General features: G+C 59.8%; 19 protein-coding genes. 14 read left to right on the top strand and 5 right to left on the bottom strand.

Annotated elements, in window-relative coordinates; all coding sequences use genetic code 11:
- Positions 1 to 454: 454 nt before the first annotated feature.
- Positions 455 to 1,807 carry a 2-hydroxycarboxylate transporter family protein gene (locus JK232_RS22695; protein WP_212589718.1) on the bottom strand — a complete coding sequence of 451 codons (1,353 nt, stop codon included), beginning with the start codon at positions 1,805 to 1,807 and terminating at the stop codon, positions 455 to 457.
- Between the two features lie 245 nt (positions 1,808 to 2,052).
- On the opposite strand from JK232_RS22695, the gene JK232_RS22690 reads away from it, so the two are divergent.
- Positions 2,053 to 3,669 carry an ATP-binding protein gene (locus JK232_RS22690; RefSeq protein ID WP_101836141.1) on the top strand — a complete coding sequence of 539 codons (1,617 nt, stop codon included), beginning with the start codon at positions 2,053 to 2,055 and terminating at the stop codon, positions 3,667 to 3,669.
- Between the two features lie 13 nt (positions 3,670 to 3,682).
- Positions 3,683 to 4,420, top strand: coding sequence for a response regulator (locus JK232_RS22685; RefSeq protein ID WP_241506189.1), 738 nt, complete (start codon positions 3,683 to 3,685; stop codon positions 4,418 to 4,420).
- A 73-nt stretch (positions 4,421 to 4,493) separates the two neighbouring features.
- Here JK232_RS22685 and JK232_RS22680 read toward each other — a convergent pair whose 3' ends face one another.
- On the bottom strand, positions 4,494 to 4,652 hold the full coding sequence (locus JK232_RS22680) for a hypothetical protein (protein WP_212589717.1): 159 nt from the start codon (positions 4,650 to 4,652) through the stop codon (positions 4,494 to 4,496).
- A gap of 180 nt (positions 4,653 to 4,832) precedes the next feature.
- Between JK232_RS22680 and proV the strand changes: the two genes are divergently transcribed.
- The 3 genes from proV to proX are packed head-to-tail and all read left to right on the top strand — an operon-like array spanning position 4,833 to position 8,252.
- Positions 4,833 to 6,035 carry a glycine betaine/L-proline ABC transporter ATP-binding protein ProV gene (proV, locus tag JK232_RS22675; protein WP_072926805.1) on the top strand — a complete coding sequence of 401 codons (1,203 nt, stop codon included), beginning with the start codon at positions 4,833 to 4,835 and terminating at the stop codon, positions 6,033 to 6,035.
- Entirely contained in the window at positions 6,028 to 7,197 is a 1,170-nt protein-coding gene (gene proW / locus JK232_RS22670) for a glycine betaine/L-proline ABC transporter permease ProW (RefSeq protein ID WP_101829422.1), read from the top strand. The genes proV and proW overlap by 8 nt, the downstream gene beginning before the upstream one ends.
- A 59-nt stretch (positions 7,198 to 7,256) precedes the next feature.
- Positions 7,257 to 8,252, top strand: a complete 996-nt coding sequence (gene proX / locus JK232_RS22665; RefSeq protein WP_101836143.1) for a glycine betaine/L-proline ABC transporter substrate-binding protein ProX — start codon at positions 7,257 to 7,259, stop codon at positions 8,250 to 8,252.
- 672 nt (positions 8,253 to 8,924) lie between these two features.
- On the opposite strand, the gene hiuH is transcribed toward proX, so the two are convergent.
- The gene (gene hiuH, locus JK232_RS22660) at positions 8,925 to 9,335 is read right to left on the bottom strand and encodes a hydroxyisourate hydrolase (RefSeq protein ID WP_101836145.1); all 411 of its coding nucleotides are present in this window, start codon (positions 9,333 to 9,335) and stop codon (positions 8,925 to 8,927) included.
- Between the two features lie 640 nt (positions 9,336 to 9,975).
- Here hiuH and JK232_RS22655 point away from each other — a divergent pair.
- From JK232_RS22655 to emrB, 4 genes are all read left to right on the top strand, one after another.
- Positions 9,976 to 11,154: an MFS transporter gene (locus JK232_RS22655; RefSeq protein WP_072926812.1), complete on the top strand. Its 1,179-nt coding sequence runs from the start codon at positions 9,976 to 9,978 to the stop codon at positions 11,152 to 11,154.
- Positions 11,155 to 11,845: 691 nt separating this feature from the next.
- A complete protein-coding gene (mprA, locus tag JK232_RS22650; protein WP_072926814.1) occupies positions 11,846 to 12,370 on the top strand; it encodes a transcriptional repressor MprA in 525 nt (174 codons plus the stop codon).
- A 232-nt stretch (positions 12,371 to 12,602) separates the two neighbouring features.
- On the top strand, positions 12,603 to 13,775 hold the full coding sequence (emrA, locus tag JK232_RS22645; protein ID WP_072926816.1) for a multidrug efflux MFS transporter periplasmic adaptor subunit EmrA: 1,173 nt from the start codon (positions 12,603 to 12,605) through the stop codon (positions 13,773 to 13,775).
- Positions 13,776 to 13,792: 17 nt separating this feature from the next.
- Positions 13,793 to 15,331 (top strand): multidrug efflux MFS transporter permease subunit EmrB, encoded by a 1,539-nt coding sequence (gene emrB, locus JK232_RS22640; RefSeq protein WP_072926818.1) that lies wholly within the window; start codon positions 13,793 to 13,795, stop codon positions 15,329 to 15,331.
- A gap of 70 nt (positions 15,332 to 15,401) precedes the next feature.
- Here the strand turns inward: emrB and JK232_RS22635 are convergent, their stop codons facing one another.
- A complete protein-coding gene (locus JK232_RS22635; protein ID WP_072926820.1) occupies positions 15,402 to 16,574 on the bottom strand; it encodes a tRNA/rRNA methyltransferase in 1,173 nt (390 codons plus the stop codon).
- Positions 16,575 to 16,809: 235 nt separating this feature from the next.
- On the opposite strand from JK232_RS22635, the gene trxC reads away from it, so the two are divergent.
- From trxC to JK232_RS22610, 5 genes are all read left to right on the top strand, one after another.
- The gene (gene trxC, locus JK232_RS22630; protein ID WP_072926822.1) at positions 16,810 to 17,238 is read left to right on the top strand and encodes a thioredoxin TrxC; all 429 of its coding nucleotides are present in this window, start codon (positions 16,810 to 16,812) and stop codon (positions 17,236 to 17,238) included.
- Between the two features lie 144 nt (positions 17,239 to 17,382).
- Positions 17,383 to 18,066 carry a tRNA-uridine aminocarboxypropyltransferase gene (locus tag JK232_RS22625; RefSeq protein WP_072926824.1) on the top strand — a complete coding sequence of 228 codons (684 nt, stop codon included), beginning with the start codon at positions 17,383 to 17,385 and terminating at the stop codon, positions 18,064 to 18,066.
- Positions 18,067 to 18,120: 54 nt separating this feature from the next.
- Entirely contained in the window at positions 18,121 to 20,787 is a 2,667-nt protein-coding gene (locus tag JK232_RS22620; protein WP_212589716.1) for a bifunctional acetate--CoA ligase family protein/GNAT family N-acetyltransferase, read from the top strand.
- 127 nt (positions 20,788 to 20,914) lie between these two features.
- Complete coding sequence (gene pssA, locus JK232_RS22615) at positions 20,915 to 22,270, top strand: CDP-diacylglycerol--serine O-phosphatidyltransferase (protein WP_072926828.1); 1,356 nt, start codon at positions 20,915 to 20,917, stop codon at positions 22,268 to 22,270.
- A gap of 44 nt (positions 22,271 to 22,314) precedes the next feature.
- Positions 22,315 to 22,650, top strand: a complete 336-nt coding sequence (locus tag JK232_RS22610) for a YfiM family lipoprotein (RefSeq protein ID WP_072926829.1) — start codon at positions 22,315 to 22,317, stop codon at positions 22,648 to 22,650.
- Here JK232_RS22610 and JK232_RS22605 read toward each other — a convergent pair.
- Positions 22,647 to 23,945, bottom strand: coding sequence for an MFS family transporter (locus JK232_RS22605; protein WP_072926831.1), 1,299 nt, complete (start codon positions 23,943 to 23,945; stop codon positions 22,647 to 22,649). The genes JK232_RS22610 and JK232_RS22605 overlap by 4 nt on opposite strands.
- Between the last annotated feature and the right edge of the window lie 416 nt (positions 23,946 to 24,361).

The raw sequence follows: 24,361 nt of genomic DNA, 5'->3' as shown, positions 1-24,361 counted from the left end.
GCGTAAAAATCATTGCCGAATGGAGCCGCAGAACGTGGCTTCGTCCGCTGTCAGTTAAAAGCCCTCCCCCTACCCTTTCCTTACCTACCCAAGAATTTGCAGTCTGGCGGGGGCGTAAAAATCATTGCCGAATGGAGACGCAGGGCCGGGCGAGCACACAGGGATGTGTGCGAGAGCCGCCCATGACAGGGACTGTCATTAGCGGCGGTCCGATTAGCCCGGAGGCGGAGTGAGGGTCACCCGCGGTAGCGGGCAATGATTCAGCCGGGGCACCCAGGCGCGGGGATGCAAGGGGCGGGCGCCTACGCGCCCCTTGCGCGGTGGCGGCAGCGGGGCCGCAGAAAGGCAGCGGGCGTATGCCAACGCAACAAACCTCGGCACAACGCAACACACCTCAGCATAACGCAACACACCTCGATCTAAAGAAAAAGCCCCCGGCGGCCAGCCCCCCCACTTAGGTCAAAAAATGCCCCAATACCATTAACCCCACCGACACATTAATCGCCCCGCCGATCCGGGTGGCAATCTGTGCAAACGGCATCAGCGTCATGCGGTTACCGGCGGTGAGGATCGCCACGTCGCCGGTGCCGCCCTGCCCGCTCTGGCAACAGGAGACAATCGCCACGTCAATCGGGTGCATCCCGATCTTCTTACCGACCAGGAAACCGGTGCCCACCAGCGCGCTGACGGTGCTGACAATCACCAGCAGGTTCGGGATCGTGAAGGCATTCACCAGCTCCTGCCACGGGGTGATCGCCACGCCCACCGCAAACAGGATCGGGTAAGTGACGGCGCTGCGGAAGAACTTATACACCATCTGTGACCCTTGCTGGATGCGCGGCGACACGCCGTTCGCCAGCTTGACAGCCACCGCCGCAAACAGCATCCCGACCGGGGCCGGCAGGCCAATCAGATGGTGGCCGAGCATCCCGACCATATAGAGCAGCACCGCCAGCAGCGCGCCGCAGGCCAGTGCGTTGACATCCGGCCGCCCGGCGTCTTCGGTCATCGCCGCCATGCGCCCGCGGCGGCTCGGCAGCAAGGTGCCCTCACCGGTCAGGTGCGGGAAGCGTTTCCCCAACTGGTTCAGTACCCCGGCCAGCACAATCGCCGTCAGGCTGCCCAGCATCACAATCGGCAGGATACGCCCCAGCGCCACGCCCTGATCCATATGCAGGATCGCGGCGTAACCAATGGAGAGCGGGATCGCCCCCTCCCCTACCCCACCGGCCATGATCGGCAGAATCAGGAAGAAGAAGGTCTGGAACGGGTCCAGCCCCAACGCGAACCCGGCCGCCATCCCCACCAGCATCCCCACCAGCTCGCCACACAGCATCGGCACAAAAATCCGCAGGAAGCCCCGGATCAACACCTCGCGGTTCATGCTCATGATGCTGCCGACAATAATGCAGCAGATGTAGAGATAGAGGATGTCAGTGGACTTATAGAAGCTGATGGTGGCGTTCACCACTACGTCCGGCAGCAGGCCGTAATGCACCAGCGCCGACGGGATAAAGGTCGCGCAGATTGCGGCCGCGCCCAGTTTGCCCACCAGCGGCAGCCGTTTGCCGAACTCCCCGCAGGCAAAGCCGAAAAAGGCCAGCGTCGCCACCATCACCACAATGTCGCTCGGCAAGTCGCCCGCCAGGCAGTCGATCAGGATCAAGACACCTGCCAGGAAAAACAGAGGCAACGGGATGATGCCGATATGGTAGGTGTCCATGAGACGCCACCACTTTTCACGGCGGGTCATCTGGGTGGCGTTCTTCTCTTTCAGCGCCAGGTAGGGATCATCGCTCGTGCTCATCGGTTTCCCCTTTTTGTCATTGTCGGGAAAGCATAGGGAAAGCGCGCCCCGGCCGGTTGTGAGGCTGTTCAAACTTAACCGGGTGGGTTAATGGGGATAATGGTTTCTATGGTGTTAATGCAACTTTTTTCAGCATCCTTGCAGGGTTTGTGGGGGTTTGGCGTGCCACCGCAAAAAGGGGATAACACCCGCCTCTTGTTAATGGTAGGTTAACTAAATGTCTCAATCCGCAAATTCTGGCCTGCATGACCGCTGACAAGCCCACACTCTCCTTCCAGATCAGGCTGTTCCTCAGTCTGGTGGTATTCTCCTGCCTGCTGCTCGGACTGGTGGCGTATTACCTTTACCATACGCTGGACCAACAACTGCACCGTGACCTCGGCGCGCGGGCGCAGGTGCAGGCGCGGGAAATTGCCCAGATCCCGTCGTTGATCGACGCGATCCAGCGGCACGACGCCGCCGCGCTGCGGCAGATGGGTGACCGGCTGCGGGCGCAGAGTGACGCCAGTTATCTGGTGTTTGGCGATCGCCATGCCATCCACCTCTACCATTCAGAACACCCGGATCGCGTCGGGACGCCGATGATCGGCGGCGATAACCGCGAAGTGTTGCAGGGGCAGACGATCATTACCGTGCGCCAGGGCGGCATTGGGCTGTCGCTGCGCAGCAAGGCCCCGGTGCGGGATGCCCAGGGCGCGGTGATCGGCATTGTCTCGGTGGGTTACCTGGCATCGCATATTGCCCAGCTCAACGCCCGGCAGGTGTCGCAGATTGTCGGGTTTGTGGCGCTGCTGCTGCTGGCGCTGTTCCTCTTCTCCTGGGCATTCTCACGGCGACTGAAACGGCAGATGTTCTGGCTGGAACCCGAGCAGATCGGCCAGTTGGTACGGCGGCAAACAGCGCTGCTGGCCGCCCTCTATGAAGGGGTGATTGCCCTGGACCCGGCGCGGCGCATCATTGCCATTAACCAGGCGGCGCGCGATATGCTGGCGATCCCGCTGCCGGAAAGCGCCCTGGTCGGTCGGCCGGTCGGGGAGGTTCTCCACGCGGTACCGGACTTCTTCCACGCCAGCGACGCAGAGAACCGCCACGATGCGATCTGCCGTTTCAACCAGCGGCAGGTGATTGCCAACCGGGTCACCATGCTGGACGGCGGCGAGCCGCAGGGCTGGGTGATCAGCTTCCGCGATAAAAACGACATCAACACCCTGAGCAGCCAGCTCAGCCAGGTGACGCGCTACGCCGACAGCCTGCGCATTATGCGCCATGAGCAACTGAACTGGACCGCCACGCTGGCCGGGATGCTGCACATGAAACGCTATGACGAGGCGGTGCGCTATATCGAGGCGCAGTCCGCCGGGTCGCAGGCGCTGCTGGATTTCCTGTCGGCGCGCTTTCCCTCCCCTGCCCTGTGCGGCCTGCTGCTGGGCAAATTTGCCGCCGCCCATGAAAAAGGCCTTCTGCTGACCTTTGACCCGGCCTGCCGGTTGCATCAGCCGTTGACCCGGATCAGCGAAAGCGAACTGATGTCGATCCTCGGCAATCTGCTGGATAACGCCGTGGATGCCAGCCTGGCCGCCACCCCGCCCGGCCGCGAGGTGACGCTCTACCTGACCGACAGCCATGACGAGCTGGTGATTGAAGTCGGCGATCAGGGCTGCGGCATCGACCCGGCGCTGCGGGCATCGCTGTTTGAGGCGGGCGTGACCAGCAAACCGGCAGGCGACCACGGCATCGGCCTCTATCTGGTGTCGCGCTACGTGACCCAAGCCGGCGGCCTGATTGAAGTGGCCGACAACAGCCCGTGCGGCACCCTGTTTTCCCTGTTTATTCCTAATCCGCCACCGGTGGCGATAACCTGAAGAGAAACCGTTGATGGACGAACCTAACCTGATGGATGCCCTCAGCCCGGCCGGTTTTGCGCCGCTGGAGGTGGTGATCGTGGAAGATGAGCCGGCGCTGGCGCGGCTCCATGCCGAGTTTATCGAGCAGCATTTTGCGCTGCGGGTGGCGGGCATTGCGGCGACGCTTACCGAAGCGCGGCGGCTGATTGCTGCGCACCGCCCGCGCCTGCTGCTGCTGGATAACTTCCTGCCGGACGGCCAGGGCATTACGCTGGTAGAGAATGCGCTGTTGAAAAACAGTGAGTGCACGGTGATTTTTATCACCGCCGCCAGCGATATGCACACCTGTAGCCAGGCGATCCGCGCCGGGGCGTTTGACTACCTGATCAAGCCCATTTCTTATAAGCGGCTGCGCAATTCGCTGGAGCGGTTTATGCAGTTCATCCACACCCAGCGCAGTTTTAAGGTGCTCGACCAGAGCAACGTCGATGCGCTCTATAATTTGCAGGCGCGCCGCCCGGCAGACGATGCCGGGGCCAAAGGCATCGAGCCGAATACGCTGGCGCTGGTGAAAGGGCTGTTCACCGCCCGGCCTGAGGAGGCCTGGTCTGTGGATGAGGTGGTGTCGCAAAGCGGCATCAGCAAAACCACGGCCCGCCGCTACCTGGAGTTCTGTGTGGAAACCGGCTTTGTGCAGATTGAAATGCAGTACGGCAAAATCGGCCACCCACGCCGTTTGTACCGGAAAACCCCTGCTGCGGCCGAATAAACTGCGCGGCGCAAACAGTGATATATTCTGTCTGCGCCGTTTTCCGCGCCCTGTTTCACAGAAAAAGCAGGCGTCATTCGCCGGGAAATAGGCCGCGCACGTCAGAAAAAATAATTTTGTCAACCTTCATGCCCCAGCCGTTGTTATTCCTGCCTCTTCCGGCCTGTTGACCGGTAAAAATGGCCGCCCCCGCAGCCGCAAAACCACCAAAAATAGCAGCCCGTTCCGCCACAGAATAATCTTCTGTCAGCCGGCCACCCTATTTCGCGCGCCGGGATTCAGGGTTGTCTGAGATTCTTATTGTGCTAGGGTATAGGGCGTTAAAATTCTGGTGCTGGTCTGCTTTTTATGAATTACAGGACTTTTTCAGTGCCAATGCTCTATTTTCACCAGCGAGGGAAACTTATATCGCATGGCAATAAAACTTGAAGTGAAAAATCTTTATAAGGTATTTGGCGAACACCCGGAACGGGCGTTCAAAATGATTGAAGAAGGCAAAACCAAGGAGCAGATATTTGAGAAAACCGGGCTGACACTGGGCGTCAAAAATGCCAGTCTGGCCATTGAAGAAGGCGAGATCTTTGTCATTATGGGCCTCTCCGGCTCCGGCAAATCAACCATGGTGCGCCTTCTCAATCGTCTGATAGAACCGACCCGCGGCGAAGTGCTGATTGATGGTGAAGATATTGCCAAAATATCGGACAGCGCCTTGCGCACCGTGCGCCGGAATAAGATCAGTATGGTATTTCAATCTTTCGCGTTGATGCCGCACCTGACGGTGCTGAATAATACCGCCTTCGGCATGGAATTAGCCGGTGTGCCGGTGGCCGAACGTAATGAAAAAGCGTTGGATGCCCTGCGCCAGGTGGGGCTGGAAAAATATGCCCACTCCTACCCGGATGAACTCTCCGGCGGGATGCGCCAGCGTGTCGGGCTGGCGCGGGCAATGGCCAATAATCCCGATATTTTATTGATGGATGAAGCCTTCTCCGCGCTCGACCCATTAATCCGTACCGAGATGCAGGATGAGCTGGTGAAATTACAGGCCCGCCATCAGCGCACCATTGTGTTTATTTCCCACGATCTGGACGAGGCGATGCGTATTGGCGATCGCATTGCCATTATGCAGGGCGGCGTGGTGGTGCAGGTCGGTACGCCGGATGAAATTCTGAATAATCCGGCCAACGATTATGTGCGCACCTTCTTCCGTGGCGTGGACATCAGCAACGTGTTCAGCGCCAAAGATATTGCCCGCCGCCGGGCCGTGACGCTTATCCGTAAGACGCCCGGCTTCGGCCCGCGCTCCGCGCTGAAACTGCTGGAAGATGAAGACCGGGATTACGGCTATGTGCTGGAGCGCGGCCAGCGGTTTGTCGGCGTGGTGTCGTCTGATTCCCTGAAGCAGGCGCTGAAAGCCAACCTGCCGCTGGAGAGCGCCCTGCTCACCGACCCGGCCCCGGTTCCGGCTGAGATGCCGCTCAGCGAGCTGATCGCCCCGGTGGCAGCGGCCCCGTGCGCGGTGCCGGTGGTATCAGACGATAACCAGTACGTCGGCATTATTTCCAAAGCCATGCTGTTGCAGGCACTCGACAAGGAGGGCAACGCCAATGCGTAACGCACCCCATCAGGATATTCCCCAATTCGCCCAGGCCGCGCAGGACACCAGTGACCCGTGGGCGACGGCCGATGCCGCCCCGCAGGCCACCGATCAGCCGCTGGATGCCAGCATCGACCCGTGGTCAGCGGATAACGCCTCCGGCGGCCATGCCGCTGCCGCCCCGGCTGACGGCGCCCATCAGGCGGCCGCCTCCGGCACCGACTGGCTGAATGCCGGTACGCACGCCGCGCCGGATCACTTCTCGCTGATGGACCCGTTCCACCAGGCCTGGCTGCCGTTTGACCACTGGGTCACGGTGGCGATTAACTGGCTGGTACTGCATTTCCGCCCACTGTTCCAGGGCATCCGGGTGCCGGTGGACTTTATCCTCAGCCACTTCCAGTTGCTGTTGCAGGGGCTGCCCGCCCCGGTGGCGATCCTGATTTTCGCGCTGATCGCCTGGCAGTTCGCCAGCCTCGGCATGGGGATCGCGACGCTGGTGTCGTTGGTGCTGATTGGCGCTATCGGTGCCTGGTCACAGGCGATGGTGACGCTGTCGCTGGTGCTGACGTCGTTGTTCTTCTGTGTGCTGATCGGCCTGCCGCTCGGGATTTTCCTGGCCCGCAGCCCGCGCGCCTCGAAGGTAATCCGCCCGATGCTGGACGCGATGCAGACGACCCCGGCGTTCGTCTACCTGGTGCCGATTGTGATGCTGTTCGGCATCGGTAATGTGCCGGGCGTGGTGGTGACGATTATCTTCGCCCTGCCGCCGGTGGTGCGGCTGACGATCCTCGGCATCAACCAGGTGCCGGCCGATCTGGTGGAGGCCGCAGAATCCTTTGGTGCCAACCCGCGCCAGATGCTGTTTAAGGTGCAGTTGCCGCTGGCGATGCCGACCATTATGGCCGGGATTAACCAGACGCTGATGCTGGCGCTGTCGATGGTGGTGATCGCCTCGATGATCGCCGTCGGCGGGCTGGGCCAGATGGTGCTGCGCGGCATCGGCCGCCTCGACATGGGGCTGGCCTCGGTAGGCGGGCTGGGGATCGTGATCCTGGCGATCATCCTGGATCGCCTGACCCAGTCGCTGGGGCGTGACCGCCGCAGCAAGGGCACCCGCCGCTGGTACACCACCGGCCCGGTGGGGCTGCTGACCCGTCCGTTTATCCGCACTGCCTGAACATTCCCCTCCCCGGCGGGCGTCCCCCGCCGGTAAAACCACATAATGAAGGAGAGCACATGAAACATTGCCGCCTGTGGGCCGCGGCCCTGAGCACCAGCGTGCTGGCATCCGGGGCGTTTGCCGCCGATCTGCCGGGCAAGGGCGTGACCGTCCAGCCGATTCAGAGCACCATCAGTGAAGAGACATTCCAGACGTTGCTGGTCAATAAGGCGTTGGAAAAGCTGGGGTATGACGTGCAGGAGACGCGCGAGGTGGATTACAACGTCGCTTACACCTCGATTGCGGCCGGTGACGCCACGTTTACCGCCGTGAACTGGGCACCGCTGCATGATGATATGTACCGCGCGGCCGGGGGCGACAAGGTGTTTTACCGTGAAGGCGCGTATATCACCGGTGCGGCGCAGGGCTACCTGATTGACCGCAAAACAGCTGAGAAGTACCACATCACCAACGTTGAGCAGTTGAAAGACCCGAAGATCGCCAAACTGTTTGACGCCAACGGCAACGGCAAAGCTGACCTGACCGGCTGTACGCCCGGCTGGGGCTGTGAGGCGGCGCTGAATGCGCAGATGAAAGCGTACGGCCTGAACGCCACCGTGGATAACAACCAGGGCAACTACGCGGCGATGATTGCCGACACCATCACGCGTTACAAGGAAGGCAAGCCAATCTTTTACTACACCTGGACGCCGTACTGGGTGAGTGACGTACTGGTGCCGGGCCGTGACGTGCTGTGGTTACAGGTCCCCTTCTCCGTGTTGCCGGGTGAGAAGAACGGCACCACGGAACTGCCGAACGGCAAGAATTACGGTTTCAAAGTGAACACCATGCACATTGTGGCCAACCGCGCCTGGGCGGAGAAGAACCCAGCTGCTGCGAAGCTGTTCGCCATCATGAAAGTACCGCTGAAGGACATTAACGCGCAGAACTCCGCGATGCACGCCGGGCAAAGCTCGGAGGCTGACATTGAGCAGCAGGCAGAGGGATGGATTGCAGCGCATCAGGCGTTGTTTGATAAATGGGTGGAGGAGGCGGCGGCGGCCGCCAAATAGTCACTTTTTCCTGGCTCGAGGTGGGTTGCGTTGGCGCGCGGAGACCGGTTTTCTTAGATCGAGGTGGGTTGCGTTGGCATACGCCCGTTGTCTTCCTGCGGCTCCGCTGCCGCCACCGGGTGTGACGTGGCATGTTTCGGTTGTTTATGTGCAGTTGTCCGCCTGAGCCGTCGAGCCTCAACCGAGCAGGGGCCTGCCGGCGCGCCGGCCCTGCACCCGCGGGCATTGAGTACGCGGTACGGCTTTTTTAGGCTGTGGCTTGTTTCGGTTGCTCATGTACAGTTGTCTACCTGAACCCCATTGCCTCAACCGAGCAGGGCCTGCCGGCGCGCTCGCCCTGCACCCGCGCGCGTTCGGTGCCCCGGCTGAATCATTGCCCGCTACCGCGGGTGACCCTCATTTCGCCTACGGGCTAATCGGGCCGCCGCAGACACGCTCCCGGCGTGGCTGCGACTCTCACGGGCATCCATGCCCGTTCGCCCGGCCCTGCGGCTCCACTCGGCAATGATTTTTACGCCCCCACCTGACTGCAAATCCTTGGTTATGTAAGGAAAGAGTAGATGAGAGATTTGTCGTTATTGGTGCAGACATAAAAATTTCTGTCACATGAAGCAGGCCAGCCGGACTACGCGTGTCACAGCGTTTCTGCTATGTCAGGCACTTTTGCCGGGATCAGCTACCGCGATAAGTTGAATAGCCATACTGGCTAAGCAGCAGCGGTACGTGATAGTGCTCGCTGGTATTGCTGATATGGAACTCCACCGGGATTTCCGGGAAGAAACTCTCTTGTTTTTGTTCTTGGAAATAGTGCCCGGTTTTGAACACGACGCGGTAATCCCCTGTGGCAGCAGGCTGCGCAGGCCAGAATTGTTTAATACGCCCGTCCTTGTCGGTCGTGGCCTTGTTTAAAAATTTCCAGCCAGCTTCCTGCTTCTGCTCCAGCGTCACTTCAACATTGGAAGCCGGTTTGCCGGTTTGCTGGTTCAGTACGTGTACGCTCAAAAGATTCTGCTCTGCGGCCATTGCGGTTGCAGAAGCGGTAAGAGCAAGCGCCAGAGCGGCTGCGTTGAAATAATGTTTCATGGTGAATACTCCCGTTTGAATGTGTGCTTGTTATATCGCGCTCTCCATGCAAAACACCTGACGCCAGCATGACAAAAATGTCAGGTTGGCAAAATTTCGGGGGAAGTATTCCGGCGTATGCAGATTTTCAGCAGCGGTAGAAGCGTAAAATCATTGCCGAATAGAGCCACAGAGCCGGGTGAGCGGGCAGGACGCCAAAAAAAGCCCCGCCTACCCTTTCCTTACATACTCACAAATTTGCAGAAGTGGTGGGGGCGTAAAAATCATTGCCGAGTGAAGACGAAGGGCCGGGTGAGCGGACAGGGATGTCCGCGAAAGACGCCCATGACAGGGACTGTCATTAGCGGCGGCCCGAAAAGCCCGTAGGCGCAACGAGGGTCACCCGCGAGAGCGGGCAATGATTCAGCCAATCCACCGAAAGTGCGCGGGTGCAGGGCCGGCGCGCCGGCAGGCCCTGCTCGGTTGAGGCTCAGGAAACCAGGCAGACAACTGCACATAAACAACCGAAACATGCCACCCCACCCACGACCGAAACCGAAACCGAACCCCACCATCAATAAAAACATCCCCCTGAATGGCAATACAAATCCCCTCTCCTGAGTAATACTATCCCCCACCATTAATTAGCAACCTACCTATAATGACTGAACATAAAAAAGCCACCCTGACACCGGCCTTAACCCTGCTGATGTCGGTTGCCACCGGGCTGGCCGTCGCCAGTAACTATTATGCCCAGCCACTGCTGGAAACCATCGCAAATGCCTTCTCGCTCTCCGTAAATCAGGCCGGGTTTATCGTGACCGTCGCGCAGGTCAGCTACGCCTGCGGCCTGCTGTTTCTGGTGCCGCTGGGGGATAAATTTGAACGGCGCAGCATGATCGTGCTGATGATGCTGCTGGCCGGGGCCGGGATGCTGATCACCGCCTCCACCAGCACGCTGTCGCTGATGCTGGTCGGCACCGCCATGACCGGGCTGTTCTCGGTGGTGGCGCAGATTCTGGTGCCGCTGGCAGCCTCGATGGCTGAACCGCACCGGCGCGGCAAAGTGGTCGGTACCATCATGAGCGGCCTGCTGCTCGGCATCCTGCTGGCGCGTACGGTGGCCGGTGCGCTGGCCTCGTTCGGCGGCTGGCGCACCATTTACTGGGTGGCGAGCGTGCTGATGTTCATCATGGCGGCAGTGATGTGGCGCGTACTGCCCCGCGCAAAACCGCATACCGACCTCAACTATGGCCAGCTGATCGGCTCTATCTTTACCCTGTTTTTGCGTAACCCGCTGCTGCGTACCCGCGCGCTGATCGGCATGTTCTCTTTCGCCAACTTCAGCATCCTCTGGACGTCAATGGCCTTCCTGCTTGCCGGGCCGTCTTTCCACTTCTCTGAAGGCACCATCGGGCTGTTCGGGCTGGCAGGTGCCGCCGGGGCTCTGGCCGCCGGGCGGGCCGGGCATCTGGCTGATAAGGGCTTTGCCAAACACTCCACCACCGCCGGCAGCATCCTGTTGCTGCTCTCCTGGGGCGCCATCTATTACGGCCAGCATTCGGTGGCCTGGCTGATTGCCGGGATCCTGGTGCTCGACATGGCCGTTCAGGGCGTGCACATCACCAACCAGAGCGTCATTTACCGCACCATGCCGGAAGCCCGTAACCGCCTGACCGCAGGTTACATGACCAGCTACTTTATCGGCGGTGCGGCAGGCTCTCTGCTGTCAGCAAGTGCTTACCAACATGCAGGCTGGACCGGCGTGGTGGCCGTGGGCGCGGCGATTTCCTTACTGAATCTGATACACTGGGCGCTTAACCATCAGCATCGCGCCTGATAAGTCAGTGGCTTGATGAGCCAGTGCTTTGATGAACAAGTGACCTGATGAACAAGCGACCTGGTTAGCAAGCGAATAGTAAAGATCGCAATTTATTTCGGGCTTAGGGTATTAAGACTATTAACAGTCTGGTAATGTTTGCCTAATAAATTACTTTTAGTGGCTGGTGCTCCTGCCAGCCATTACCCGGATGCAAAGCCAAGGCGTTACCGACACGCCAGCCCGCTTTCCTGGTTTCACCGACAGTTTGCCCGCCCTGATTGGTTCTCTGCCGGTGCCCTTTTCTCAGGTTCGCCGGTCTGCCCGCTGTCTCTGCTTTAACCCTTGCCGTGGATACCAAGGATGTAACCAATGAGCACTGAGGTCGTTATTTTTACGTTGGTGGTTGGCCTCGCCAATGCGCTGCTCCGCTATCTGCCGTTGCGCTTCCAGGCCCGATTCCCCGCCTGGGCAGCCGTACCGGCCTCATTTCTGTTTGTCTCCTGCCGTGCCGGGCCACCCGCGCGAAGGCCTTCTCCTGTGCCTGATACCTGCCGTGGGTTTCCCCCCGGAGGGCCGCATGACGGCGCCCCTGAAGGGCCGGGCAGTGGCCAAATGGGATACAAATAGTTAACAATTTCGCATAGCGTGGCGTTTACTTTGTTAATCACCATCGTTACTATACCGCCTGTAACTAATGAGGTTCCTCATAATGGACAGTTCGTTTACTCCAATTGAACAGATGCTGAATTTTCGCGCCAAACGGCAGAAAGATTTCCCTTACCAGGAGATCCTGCTGACGCGTTTATGCATGCACATGCAAAGCAAGCTGTTGGAAAACCGCAACAAAATGCTGAAAGCGCAAGGGATTAATGAAACCCTGTTTATGGCGCTGATCACCCTGGATGCCCAGGAGAACCACAGCATTCAGCCCTCTGAACTCAGCTCCGCCCTTGGCTCCTCCCGCACCAATGCGACCCGCATCGCCGATGAGCTGGAAAAGCGCGGCTGGATTGAGCGCCGTGAAAGCGATAACGATCGCCGTTGCCTGCACCTGCACATGACCCCGGCCGGGGAAGCCTTCCTGCGCCAGCTGCTGCCGCCGCAGCATAAAAGCCTGCACTTCCTTTGGTCGACCCTGACAGAAAGTGAACAGCAACAGCTGGAAGCCCTGACGCGCAAACTGCTGACGCGCCTTGACCAGATGGAGATGGCGGAACAGGCGACCACCGTGTAACCCGCCTTCCGGCCACCCTGCCGGTGGGGTGATGCAGGCGGTGTGGTGCATGAGGCGCCACCAGGCAGGCCCCACCCGCATGGAAACCGATGATTTTTTACCGCCCCGCTGCTCCGGCACCGGGGCGGTCTGCGTTACCCGTTATGGGTGACCAGGGCAAGGATCGGACCTGTGCCGGCCGTGACAGCCGGCATGTAACATCATAATAAATCAATAAAACGTGGAGAAAACCATGAGTGCAGATGCGGAGATTCAACAACCGCAGCAACCTACCGCCAAGAAACGTTCCCGCAAGCGGGCGCTGATTATTCTTGCGGTGATTTTTTTGGTTGTCGGGGTGGCGTATGCCGTGTATTGGTTCCTGGTGTCGCGCCATTACCAGGAAACCGATGACGCCTACGTGGCGGGTAACCAGGTGCAGATTATGGCCCAGGTGTCCGGCAGCGTGACGCAGGTTAACGTCGATAACACCGATTTTGTGCGCAAGGGCGATGTGCTGCTGACCCTCGACCCGACTGACGCCGAACAGGCGTTTGAACGCGCCAAAACCAGCCTGGCCAGCAGCGTGCGCCAGACCCACCAGCTGATCATCAACAGCAAGCAGTATCAGGCCACGATCGCGCTGCGCAAAACGGAACTGAATCAGGCAGAAAGCGATTACCAGCGCCGTATCGTGCTGGGGGCCGCCAAGGCCATCGGCCGCGAGGAACTGCAACACGCACGTGATGCGGTCGACAGCGCCAAGGCGTCACTGGATGTCGCGCAACAGCAATACAACGCCAACCAGGCGATGATCCTCGATACCCCGCTGGCCCAGCAACCCGCCATCCAACAGGCTGCCGCGCAGTTGCGTGACGCCTGGCTGGCGCTGCAACGTACCCGCGTGGTGGCCCCGATTGACGGTTATGTATCGCGCCGCAGTGTGCAGGTAGGCGCGCAGATCACGTCCGGCAGCCCGCTGATGGCGGTGGTGCCCTCCTCTAACCTCTGGGTGGATGCCAACTTCAAAGAGACTCAGCTGGCGAAAATGCGCATCGGCCAGCCTGCCACGGTGGTCAGTGACATTTACGGCGACGAGGTGGTGTATCAGGGCAAAGTCGTGGGGCTGGACATGGGCACCGGCAGCGCCTTCTCGCTGTTACCGGCGCAAAACGCCACCGGTAACTGGATTAAGGTGGTACAGCGCCTGCCGGTGCGGATTGAGCTGGACGCCCAACAGGTCGCCGCTCACCCGCTGCGCATCGGCCTCTCCACGCTGGTGAAAGTGGATACCCGCAATACCGACGGGCTGGTGCTGGCGAAAACCGTGCGTCAGGGGCCGCTCTACCAGACCAACGCCCTGACGCTGGATCTGGCCCCGGCCAACCAGATGATTGCTGACATCATTCATGCGAATGGCGGCTGAACCCGGCGGAGGTAAGCGTGGCTAAAAAACCCCTCGAAGGCGCACCGCTCGCCTGGATGACCGTCGCGCTGGCGCTGGCGACCTTTATGCAGGTGCTGGACTCCACCATCGCCAACGTGGCGATCCCGACCATCGCCGGTAACCTGGGGGCATCCAACTCCCAGGGCACCTGGGTGATCACCAGTTTCGGCGTGGCGAATGCCATTTCGATCCCGATCACCGGCTGGCTGGCCAAGCGGTTTGGTGAGGTGAAGCTGTTCCTCTGGTCCACGGTGATGTTTGCTGTGGCCTCGTGGCTGTGCGGCATCTCCAACAGCCTGGAGATGCTGATCTTCTTCCGCGTGATCCAGGGCATTGTGGCCGGGCCGCTGATCCCGCTGTCACAGAGCCTGCTGCTCAGCAACTACCCGCCCGCCAAGCGCGGGCTGGCGCTGTCGCTGTGGTCGATGACGGTGATCGTGGCCCCCATCTGCGGCCCGATTCTGGGCGGTTACATCAGCGATAACTACCATTGGGGCTGGATCTTCTTCATCAACGTGCCGATCGGCGTCGCGGTGGTGCTGCTGACGTTGCAGACCCTGCGCGGCCGCGAGACCCGCACCGAGATTAAGCCGATTGATACCGTGGGGCTGGTGCTGCTGGTGGTGGGGATCGGCTGCCTGCAGGTGATGCTCGACCGCGGCAAAGAGCTGGACTGGTTCAGCTCGCGGGAGATCATCATCCTGACGGTGGTGGCGGTGGTGGCGCTGGCGTTCCTGATTGTCTGGGAGCTGACGGATGACCACCCGATTGTGGATCTGGCGCTGTTTAAGCAGCGGAATTTCACCATCGGCTGCCTCTGCATCAGCCTGGCTTATATGCTCTATTTCGGCGCGATTGTGCTGCTGCCGCAGTTGTTGCAGGAGGTCTACGGCTACACCGCCACCTGGGCGGGGCTGGCGTCTGCGCCGGTGGGGATTCTGCCGGTGATCCTGTCGCCGATTATCGGCCGTTTTGCCCATAAGCTGGATATGCGGCGGCTGGTGACCTTCAGCTTCATTATGTATGCGGTCTGCTTCTATTGGCGCGCCTGGACGTTTGAGCCGGGCATGGATTTCGGTGCCTCGGCCTGGCCGCAGTTTATCCAGGGGTTTGCCGTGGCCTGCTTCTTCATGCCGCTGACCACCATCACCCTCTCCGGCCTGCCGCCGGAGCGGCTGGCGGCGGCCTCCAGCCTGTCGAACTTTATGCGTACGCTGGCCGGGTCTATCGGCACGTCGATCACCACCACGCTGTGGACCGATCGCGAGGCGATGCACCATGCGCAGCTCACTGAGTCAGTGAACCCGTTCAACCCGGTGGCGCAGCAGACGTATCAACAACTGGAGCAGCTCGGCATGAGCCAGCAACAGGCTTCCGCCTATCTGGCGCAGGAGATTACCAATCAGGGGCTGATTATTTCAGCCAACGAAATCTTCTGGCTCTCGGCAGGGATTTTCATCCTGCTGCTGGCGCTGGTGTGGTTTGCCCGTCCGCCATTCGGCTCCGGCCCTGGGGGCGGGGGCGGTGCGCACTGATAGTCAGCCATAAAAAAACGGACGCAGAGGCGTCCGTTTTTTTTGGGGGGGGAAACAGGCCTGGGGCTCATCAGCCCTGGTTCTGACGCCACCACTCACCGAGCAGGATGCCGGTCGCTACCGAGACGTTGAGGCTCTCAACGCGGCCGGTACCGCCGATGGAGACGCTCAGGTCGCCCTGCTGCCAGGCGCTGTCGGAGAGGCCGTCACGTTCCTGGCCGAGCACCAGCACCATTTTCGCCGGCAGTGTCGCTTTCGACAGCGGCGTGCCTTTGTGGCTGGAGGTGGTAACGATGGTGTAACCCGCCTTGCGGAAGGTGTCCAGCACGCTCAGGAAATCATCGGCGTTGATCGCTTTCACATGCTCCGCACCGCCTTCCGCCGTACGGACTGCCGCGCCGGATTCCAGCTGCGCCGGGTCCTGCACCAGCAGGCCGTTAATGCCGAAGTGGGCACAGGTGCGCATGATGCCGCCGAGGTTGTGCGGGTTACCGACATCTTCCAGCGCCAGCACGCAGTCGGTCGCCGGTGCCTGCTCCAGGTAGGTTTCCGCCGTCAGGCCCTGGCGCTTTTTGATCAGGAAGCAAACGCCGCCGTGATGCTCGGTGCCGGACGCTTTCGCCAGCTCATCCTCTTCCACCACGTGGTAGGCTTTGCGGTTGGCCGCCATCCAGCGCAGCGCTTCGCGGAAGCGCGGGGTCACGGACTGCACGAACCAGGCGCGCACAATGGCGTCCGGGCGGCTGGCAAACAGCGCCTGACAGGCGTTTTCGCCGTAGACGCGCGTCTCTTCGGCGCGCTGGCGGCGCAGCTGTTCCGGGTCAATAAAGCTTTTGCCGGTGATGCCGCCGTGGTCCGGTGCGGCCTCTTCCGACGGGGCGCGTGACACGGTTTTCCACGGGGAGGTGTACGGGCCGTCGTCACGATCGTCACGGGCCGGGCGGCGCGGGCGATTCGGGTCATTACGGCGGGTGTCATTGCGGGTGTCGCTGCCACGGGCATCACTGCCGCGCGGGCCGCGTGAATCCCCACCGCGAGGGCCGCGCGCGTCACCGCCGCGTGGGCCGTTGCCGCCACGGGCATCGCTGCTGCGGCGATCGTCACGGCGTCCGTTCTCCGGGCGGCCGTTATCGCGCCCTTTACCGGCCGGACGACGATCTTTGTTACGGTTATCGCCGTCATCTTCACTGCGGACGTACATCACTTTGACTTTGCCGCCTTTACCACTTAATGAATCGCTCATTCTCTTCTCCACCTACCAAACGCGCTGGGCGCGCAGATTACCTGATATGCGCCGGGTAAACCACACGCAATCGCTAAAAGCTAAAATCTATTGCATTCATTGAACAAATCGTTTTGTCCATGCCCCTGAAACTCTCCATACTGCTAACATTACAGCAACATTTTGCGCGTCACCCGGAGGTTTCCACCGCCTGACGCGACAGGCTGTCACCCCTTTCTCTGACTGAGGCTATGTTATGAATACCGTATGTGCATCCTGCCAGGCCACTAACCGCCTGCCTGAAGACCGCATTGATGACGGCGCAAAATGCGGCCGTTGCGGTCATCCGCTGTTTGACGGCGAAGTCACCCATGCCACCGCCGCCACGCTGGACAAATTGCTGCAAGACGATCTGCCGGTAGTCATCGACTTCTGGGCGCCGTGGTGCGGGCCATGCCTGAACTTTGCCCCGGTGTTTGAAGAGGTGGCGCAAGAGCGCGCCGGTAAAATGCGGTTTGTGAAGATTAACACCGAGCAGGAACAGGCACTCAGCGCCCGCTACCGCATTCGCAGCATCCCGACCATTATGGTGTTCCATAAGGGCGAAATGGTGGACATGTTGAGCGGCGCCATGCCGAAAGCCCCTTTTAACGGCTGGCTCGACGAAACCATTATGGCGAAATAAGCCGCCTTTTATTCTTCAGTGTAATGCATGAATGGCGATAGGGCCTGATGCATCGCCCCGGTGCCGCCGGTTTAACGGTGGCACCGGCGGCACCGGTTGTTTAGAATAGCGCGCCTTATCCCCGCTGAATGCCCCGGAACCCCCATGCCAGACAATGCTGTTTTACGCCTGCGCCGCGAGCGCCTGGCGCGATCGACCCGCCCCTACCGCGCCCGCGGCTGCCGGGTTATCCGCTGCCAGCGCTGCTTATTACCGCAGGTGAACTGCCTGTGCGACACCATTGTGCCGCAACCGGCGCGCAGCCGTTTCTGTCTGGTGATGTTCGATACCGAGGCGCTGAAGCCGAGCAATACCGGGCGGCTTATCGCTGATATCCTGCCGGATACCCAGGCGTTTGTCTGGTCACGCACGGAAACTGACCCGGCGCTGCTGGCGGCGGTGGCTGACCCGGCGCGCCAGCCCTATGTGGTGTTCCCGGATGCCTACGCCGAACCGGGGCGCCAGGTGTTCACCCAGTTGCCGCCGGGCGGCAAACCGCCGCTGTTCATCATGCTCGACGGCACCTGGACCGAAGCCAAAAAGATGTTCCGCAAAAGCCCCTACCTCAACGCGCTGCCGATGTTCTCGCTGAATGTGGCCTCAACCTCGCGCTATCTGCTGCGTGAAGCCCAGCGGCCGGAACAGCACTGTACTGCCGAAGTGGCCGCCGTCCTGTTGGAACAGGCAGGTGACGCAGCGGCCGCCACCGGCCTTGCCACCCATTTCCACACCTTCCGCGAACGTTATCTGGCCGGAAAACCGCATCGCCCGGTTGAGGTCACAGCATAATCCCGCTATTGCGCGTAAAATCATCCACTCAGCCTATGTCAGAAGAGTGTGCAGATGAGCCAACGCGGATTAGAGGCGCTGTTACGGCCTAAATCGATCGCTGTGATCGGGGCGTCCAATAAACCGGGGCGCGCCGGGAACCTGATGATGCGTAACCTGCTGGAGGGCGGCTTCAACGGGCCGGTGCTGCCGGTGACGCCCACCGGCCGGGCGGTGTGCGGGGTGCTGGCCTACGCCGATGTCGCCAGCCTGCCGGTAACGCCCGACCTGGCGGTGATCTGTACCCGCGCTGACCGTAACCCGGCGCTGCTGGAGGCGCTGGGGCAAAAAGGCTGTAAGACGGCCATTGTGCTCTCTTCCCACCCGGCGCAATTTGCCGAGTTGAAAGCCTGCGCCCAGCGTTTTTCGATGCGGCTGCTCGGCCCTAACAGCCTGGGGCTGCTGGCCCCGTGGCAACAATTGAATGCCAGCTTTTCGCCGGTGCCGATCAAAAAAGGCAAGCTGGCGTTTATTTCACAGTCCGCTGCGGTGGCCAATACCATTCTCGACTGGGCGCAACAGCGGGCGATGGGCTTCTCTTACTTTATTTCACTCGGCGACAGCCTCGATATCGATGTGGATGACCTGCTCGATTTCCTGGCGCGTGACGCCAAAACCAGCGCCATTCTGCTCTATCTCGAGCATGTCAGTGATGCGCGCCGTTTTCTTTCCGCCTCACGCAGCGCCTCGCGCAATAAACCGATTCTGGTTATCAAAAGCGGCCGCAGCCCGCAGGCGCAACAGTTATTGCAGGGCCACCAGGGGCTGGATGCGGCCTATGATGCCGCCATCCAGCGTGCCGGGTTGCTGCGGGTGCAGGATACCCATGAGCTGTTTTCTGCCGTCGAGACCCTGAGCCATATGCACCCGCTGCGCGGCGAACGGCTGCTGATTGTCAGCAACGGTGCCGCCCCGGCGGCGATGGCGCTGGATGAGCTACTGCACCGCCACGGCAAGCTGGCCACGTTCGACGCCGATACGTTGCAGGCGCTGGCGGCCGCACTGCCGGATATTATCTCCCCCGGTAACCCGCTGGATCTGCGCGATGACGCGACCCCGGCACGCTATCAGGCCGCGCTGACCGTGCTGCTCGACAGCCAGGATTACGATGCGCTGCTGCTGATCCATGCGCCGAGCGCCGCTGCCCACGCCACCACCACCGCCGCGACCCTGATCGATACCGTAAAGCGCCACCCGCGCGGTAAGCGCATCACGCTGCTGACCAACTGGTGCGGCGAGCACTCCTCGCAGGAGGCGCGGCGGCTGTTTACCAATGCCGGGATCCCGACCTACCGCACGCCGGAGGGCGCAGTGACGGCCTTTATGCATATGGTGGAGTACCGGCGTAACCAGAAACAGTTGCGGGAGACGCCGGCCCTGCCGGTGGCGCTGGCGACCGACAGCGCCCACGCCCACCAGCTTATCGATCAGGCGCTGGCAGAAGGCACCCTCCAGCTCGATACCCATGAGGTGCGTGCCATTCTGCAGGCGTATGGGTTGCATACCCTGCCGACCTGGATCGCCGGTGACAGCGCCGAGGCGGTACACATTGCCGAGCAGATTGGCTACCCGGTGGCGTTAAAACTGCGCTCGCCGGATATTCCGCATAAGTCTGAGGTGCAGGGGGTGATGCTCTACCTGCGGACAGCTGCTGAAGTTCAACAGGCGGCAGATGCGATCCTCGACCGGGTGCGGCGGGCATTTCCCCAGGCACGCATCCAGGGGCTGCTGGTACAGAGCATGGCTAACCGTGCCGGTGCACAGGAGTTGCGGATTGTGGTGGAGCAAGACCCGGTGTTCGGCCCGCTGATTATGCTGGGTGAAGGCGGCGTGGCGTGGCGACCGGAGGAACAGGCGGCCGTGGCGCTGCCGCCGCTGAACATGACGCTGGCGCGCTATCTGGTGATGCAGGCGGTGAAAGGCGGCAAAATCCGCGGCCGCAGCGCCCTGCGCCCGCTCGACATCCCGGCGCTCAGCCGGTTGCTGGTGCAGGTTTCTAACCTGATCCTCGACTGCCCGCAGATTTCGCGGCTGGACATCCACCCGCTGCTGGCCTCCGGCAGCGACTTCAGTTTGCTTGATGTCTCCATGCAACTGGCCCCGTTCAGCGGCGACCCGCAGGCACGCCTGGCGATCCGCCCTTACCCGCATGCGCTGGAAGAACCGGTGACGCTGAAAGACGGCAGCCAATGCCTGTTCCGCCCCATCCTGCCGGAAGATGAGCCTTTGCTGAAGCATTTTATCAGCCAGGTTACTAAGGAAGATCTCTACTATCGCTACTTTAGCGAGATCAATGAGTTTACCCATGAAGATTTGGCGAATATGACCCAAATCGACTACGATCGGGAGATGGCATTTGTGGCGGTGCGGCCTGAGGGCGATGGCCAGGCCATTATTGGCGTGACCCGCGCCGTCTCTGATCCCGACAATATTGATGCGGAGTTTTCGGTGCTGGTGCGCTCTGACCTGAAGGGCCTTGGGCTGGGCGGCCGGTTACTGGCCAAGATGATTGCGTATACTGCCGGCCACGGTTTAAAACGGCTGACCGGGATTACCATGCCGAATAACCGCGGCATGATCGCACTGGCCAGAAAACGCGGTTTCCAGGTGGAGACAGTGCTGGAGGACGGCATCGTCAATCTGACATTACCGCTGTCACCGTTACCTTCAGAATCATTATGATCCAGACGATTACCGGCAAAACCTGCGCACCTGTGGGTGACTAATGTTATTATCGGCCGGTTCAACAGATTATTATTTTCGCCCGTGGCGCTCCCGCCATGCTTAAAGAGAGAAGAAGCGCACTGTGATGTTGTCTAAATTTAAACGCAATAAACATCAACAACACCTTGCACACTTGCCCAAACTCCCCCAAACGGTAGATGCCCTCCGCACGCTTTATGCGCCTGCGGACTTCCGTGTGGCGTTGCTGGACGCCATTGCTCAGGCAGAGCGCCGCATTTATCTGGTGGCACTCTATCTGGAGAATGATGACGGTGGGCGCAGCGTGCTTGAGGCGCTGTATCACGCCAAGCAAGCCCGGCCGGAGCTGGAGATCGCCGTGCTGGTTGACTGGCACCGCGCGCAGCGTGGGCGTATCGGGGCCGCCGCCGGCCATACCAATGCCGACTGGTATTGCGATATGGCACAACAACACCCTGATGCTGCCGTTCCGGTGTATGGCGTGCCGGTTAACACCCGGGAAGCGCTGGGCGTGCTGCACCTGAAAGGGTTCATTGTTGACGATCAGGTTATTTACAGCGGTGCCAGCCTGAACGATGTCTATCTGCATCAGCATGATAAATACCGTTACGACCGTTATCAGCTGATCCGCAATGCGCCGATGGCGGATGCGATGATCGCATATATCAATAAACACCTGTTAACGGCGGAGGCAGTGTCACGCCTCGATCGCAGCGATCGCCCAAAAAGCCCGGAAATTAAAAATGAAACGCGGATGTTCCGCCAGACACTGCGCGGCGCCGGGTACAGTTTCCACGGCAGTGCCGGTAACGATCAGCTGGCAGTAACGCCCCTGGTCGGGCTGGGCAAGCAGAGCGTCCTGAATAAAACCATTTTCCACCTGATGGCCTGTGCCGATGATCGCCTGACGCTCTGCACCCCTTACTTCAACCTGCCCGCCCTGCTGGTGCGTAACCTGGTAGCGCTGCTGCGCCAGGGTAAACAGGTGGAGATTATCGTCGGGGACAAAACCGCCAACGATTTTTATATCCCTCAGGATCAGCCGTTTAAAATCATCGGTGCCCTGCCCTATCTGTATGAGATTAACCTGCGCCGTTTCCTCAGCCGCCTGCAACGCTTCATCGACAGTGGCCAGCTGATCGTGCGGTTATGGAAAGATGGCGATAACAGCTATCACCTGAAAGGGATCTGGGTAGATGAAGAGTGGCAGCTGATCACCGGTAATAACCTCAACCCGCGCGCCTGGCGGCTCGATCTGGAGAATGCGATCCTAATCCACGATCCGCATCAGCAGCTCCATGAACAACGCCGCGCCGAGCTGGAAGCCATTCGCCAGCATACCCAGGTGGTTAATCATTACCTGGAGCTTGAGAGCATTCAGCAATATCCGGTGAAGGTACGTAAGCTGATCCGCCGTTTGCGGCGCATCCGGATTGACCGGCTGATTAGCCGTATCCTGTAAATCAAACACCCCGCGCGCAGGCCGGGGTTTTTTATAGGGGATATATGGGGAGTCTGTTAGGCCGTGGCCTTGTGCTTTCCGCCCTGCTGAGTTGTGGCGGGTGCAGCCACTATGCGCAGGACAAATGGACCGGGCAGGATAAGGTTGAACACTTTATCGGTTCGGCCGCGCTTGCCGCCGCCGGCAGTGCCTATGCTGAACACCACCATGCCGGGCAAACCGAACGCCGCAATGTCGGGCTGCTGTTTTCATTAAGCCTCGGTGTGGCGAAAGAGGGATATGACAGCCGCCCGGCAGGCAGCGGCTGGAGCTGGAAAGATCTCGGATGGGATGTTGCCGGCGCGCTGGCCGGCTATACGCTTTATGACGCAGCAAACTAGAGCTGAATCTCTTTCCCTTTACGATGCAGGCTGATGGATACCAGAAACGCCAGCAACGCCATCCCGGAGACATACCAGAAAAAGGCATTCTCGACGCCCCAGGATTTCAGCGACAGTGCCACATACTCCGCCGACCCGCCAAACATGGCATTCGCCACCGCATAAGAGAGCCCCACCCCCATCGCCCGGACTTCCGGCGGGAACATTTCCGCTTTCAGTAACCCACTGATAGAGGTGTAGAAAGAGACAATGGTCAGCGCCCCGACAATCAGCCCAAACGCCAGCCAGGGATTGGTGACATCCTTCAGCGTGTAAAGAATCGGTACGGTCAGCAGCGTTGCCAGCCCGCTGTAAATCAGCATGGAATTGCGCCGGCCAATCTTATCAGACAGCGCACCAATCAGCGGTTGCAACAGCATGTAGACCAGCAGTGCCATCGTCATGATCGTGCTTGCCGTTTTCGCTTCGACACCTGCGGTATTCACCAGATACTTCTGCATATAGGTGGTGAAGGTGTAAAAGCTGAGCGAACCGCCGGCAGTAAAGCCCAATACCATAAAGAACGCTTTCCGGTGCTTCCATAACCCTTTGAGCGTCCCGGCATCTTTATGTTGCCGGGTAGTCTGATCGGACGTTTCATTCAGCGAACGCCGCAGGAAAAGGGCTACCACAGCCAATGCGGCCCCCAGGGCAAACGGGATACGCCAGCCCCAGGCTTTTAATTCTGCATTGCTGAAGATCTGTTGTAAAACCAGCAGCACCAGTAATGCGAGCAGTTGCCCACCTATCAACGTGACGTACTGGAAAGAGGCATAAAAGCCACGCCGCCCTTTCACTGCCACCTCACTCATATAGGTCGCACTGGTGCCGTACTCGCCGCCGACCGACAACCCCTGAAACAGCCTTGCCAGCAGCAATAATGCAGGTGCCCAGGCACCCAGTGTGGCGTAGGTAGGAAGGCAGGCGATCATCAAGGATCCCCCGCACATCATGCAGACTGAGATCAGCATCGATGTTTTACGGCCATGTTTATCTGCGATCCGGCCGAATAGCCAGCCCCCTATAGGACGCATGAAAAATCCGGCCGCAAAAACACCGGCAGTTTGCAGTAATTGCGTCGTGCTGTTACCGGCAGGAAAGAAAGCCGCAGCAAAGTAAATTGAGCAGAATGAATAGATATAGAAATCAAACCATTCCACCAGATTACCGGATGACGCCCCCACAATCGCGAATACGCGCTTCTTCTTATCCCTTTGAGCCTCCTGCTCAGGAACACTCTGAGTAATCTCCGCCATTCTGTTCTCCATTGTCTTGTGGCGATTGGATTTAACAAAAAAGGCCAATCCAACCCATATCAATCATGGAAATTTAACCAATTCATTAACAAGCAGGCTAATGAAATCAGGGTTTGCGGAGGTTTACTGCCCGTTTTGTGATAACAAACGGCATTTATGCGGCGTTATAGCGTGATGGCAGGCTCGTGTTGAGCAGGAATAGCAGACGATCTGAGGAAAGGGTGATGGCAAGTGTGACAGCTGTTTTTAACGCGGTGTTTTAATGCTCGCTTTTAATCGCATGCTTTAACGCTGTTTTAACGCATAGCAAAAAGGCCATCCTTGCGGATGGCCTCGTGCTTAATTTGATGCCTGGCAGTTCCCTACTCTCGCATGGGGAGACCCCACACTACCATCGGCGCTACGGCGTTTCACTT

Source organism: Nissabacter archeti (assembly GCF_018257325.1).
Classification (GTDB): domain Bacteria; phylum Pseudomonadota; class Gammaproteobacteria; order Enterobacterales; family Enterobacteriaceae; genus Chimaeribacter; species Chimaeribacter arupi.
Note: the sequence above shows the minus strand (reverse complement) of the source record. Positions and strands in the feature narration are given on the sequence as shown.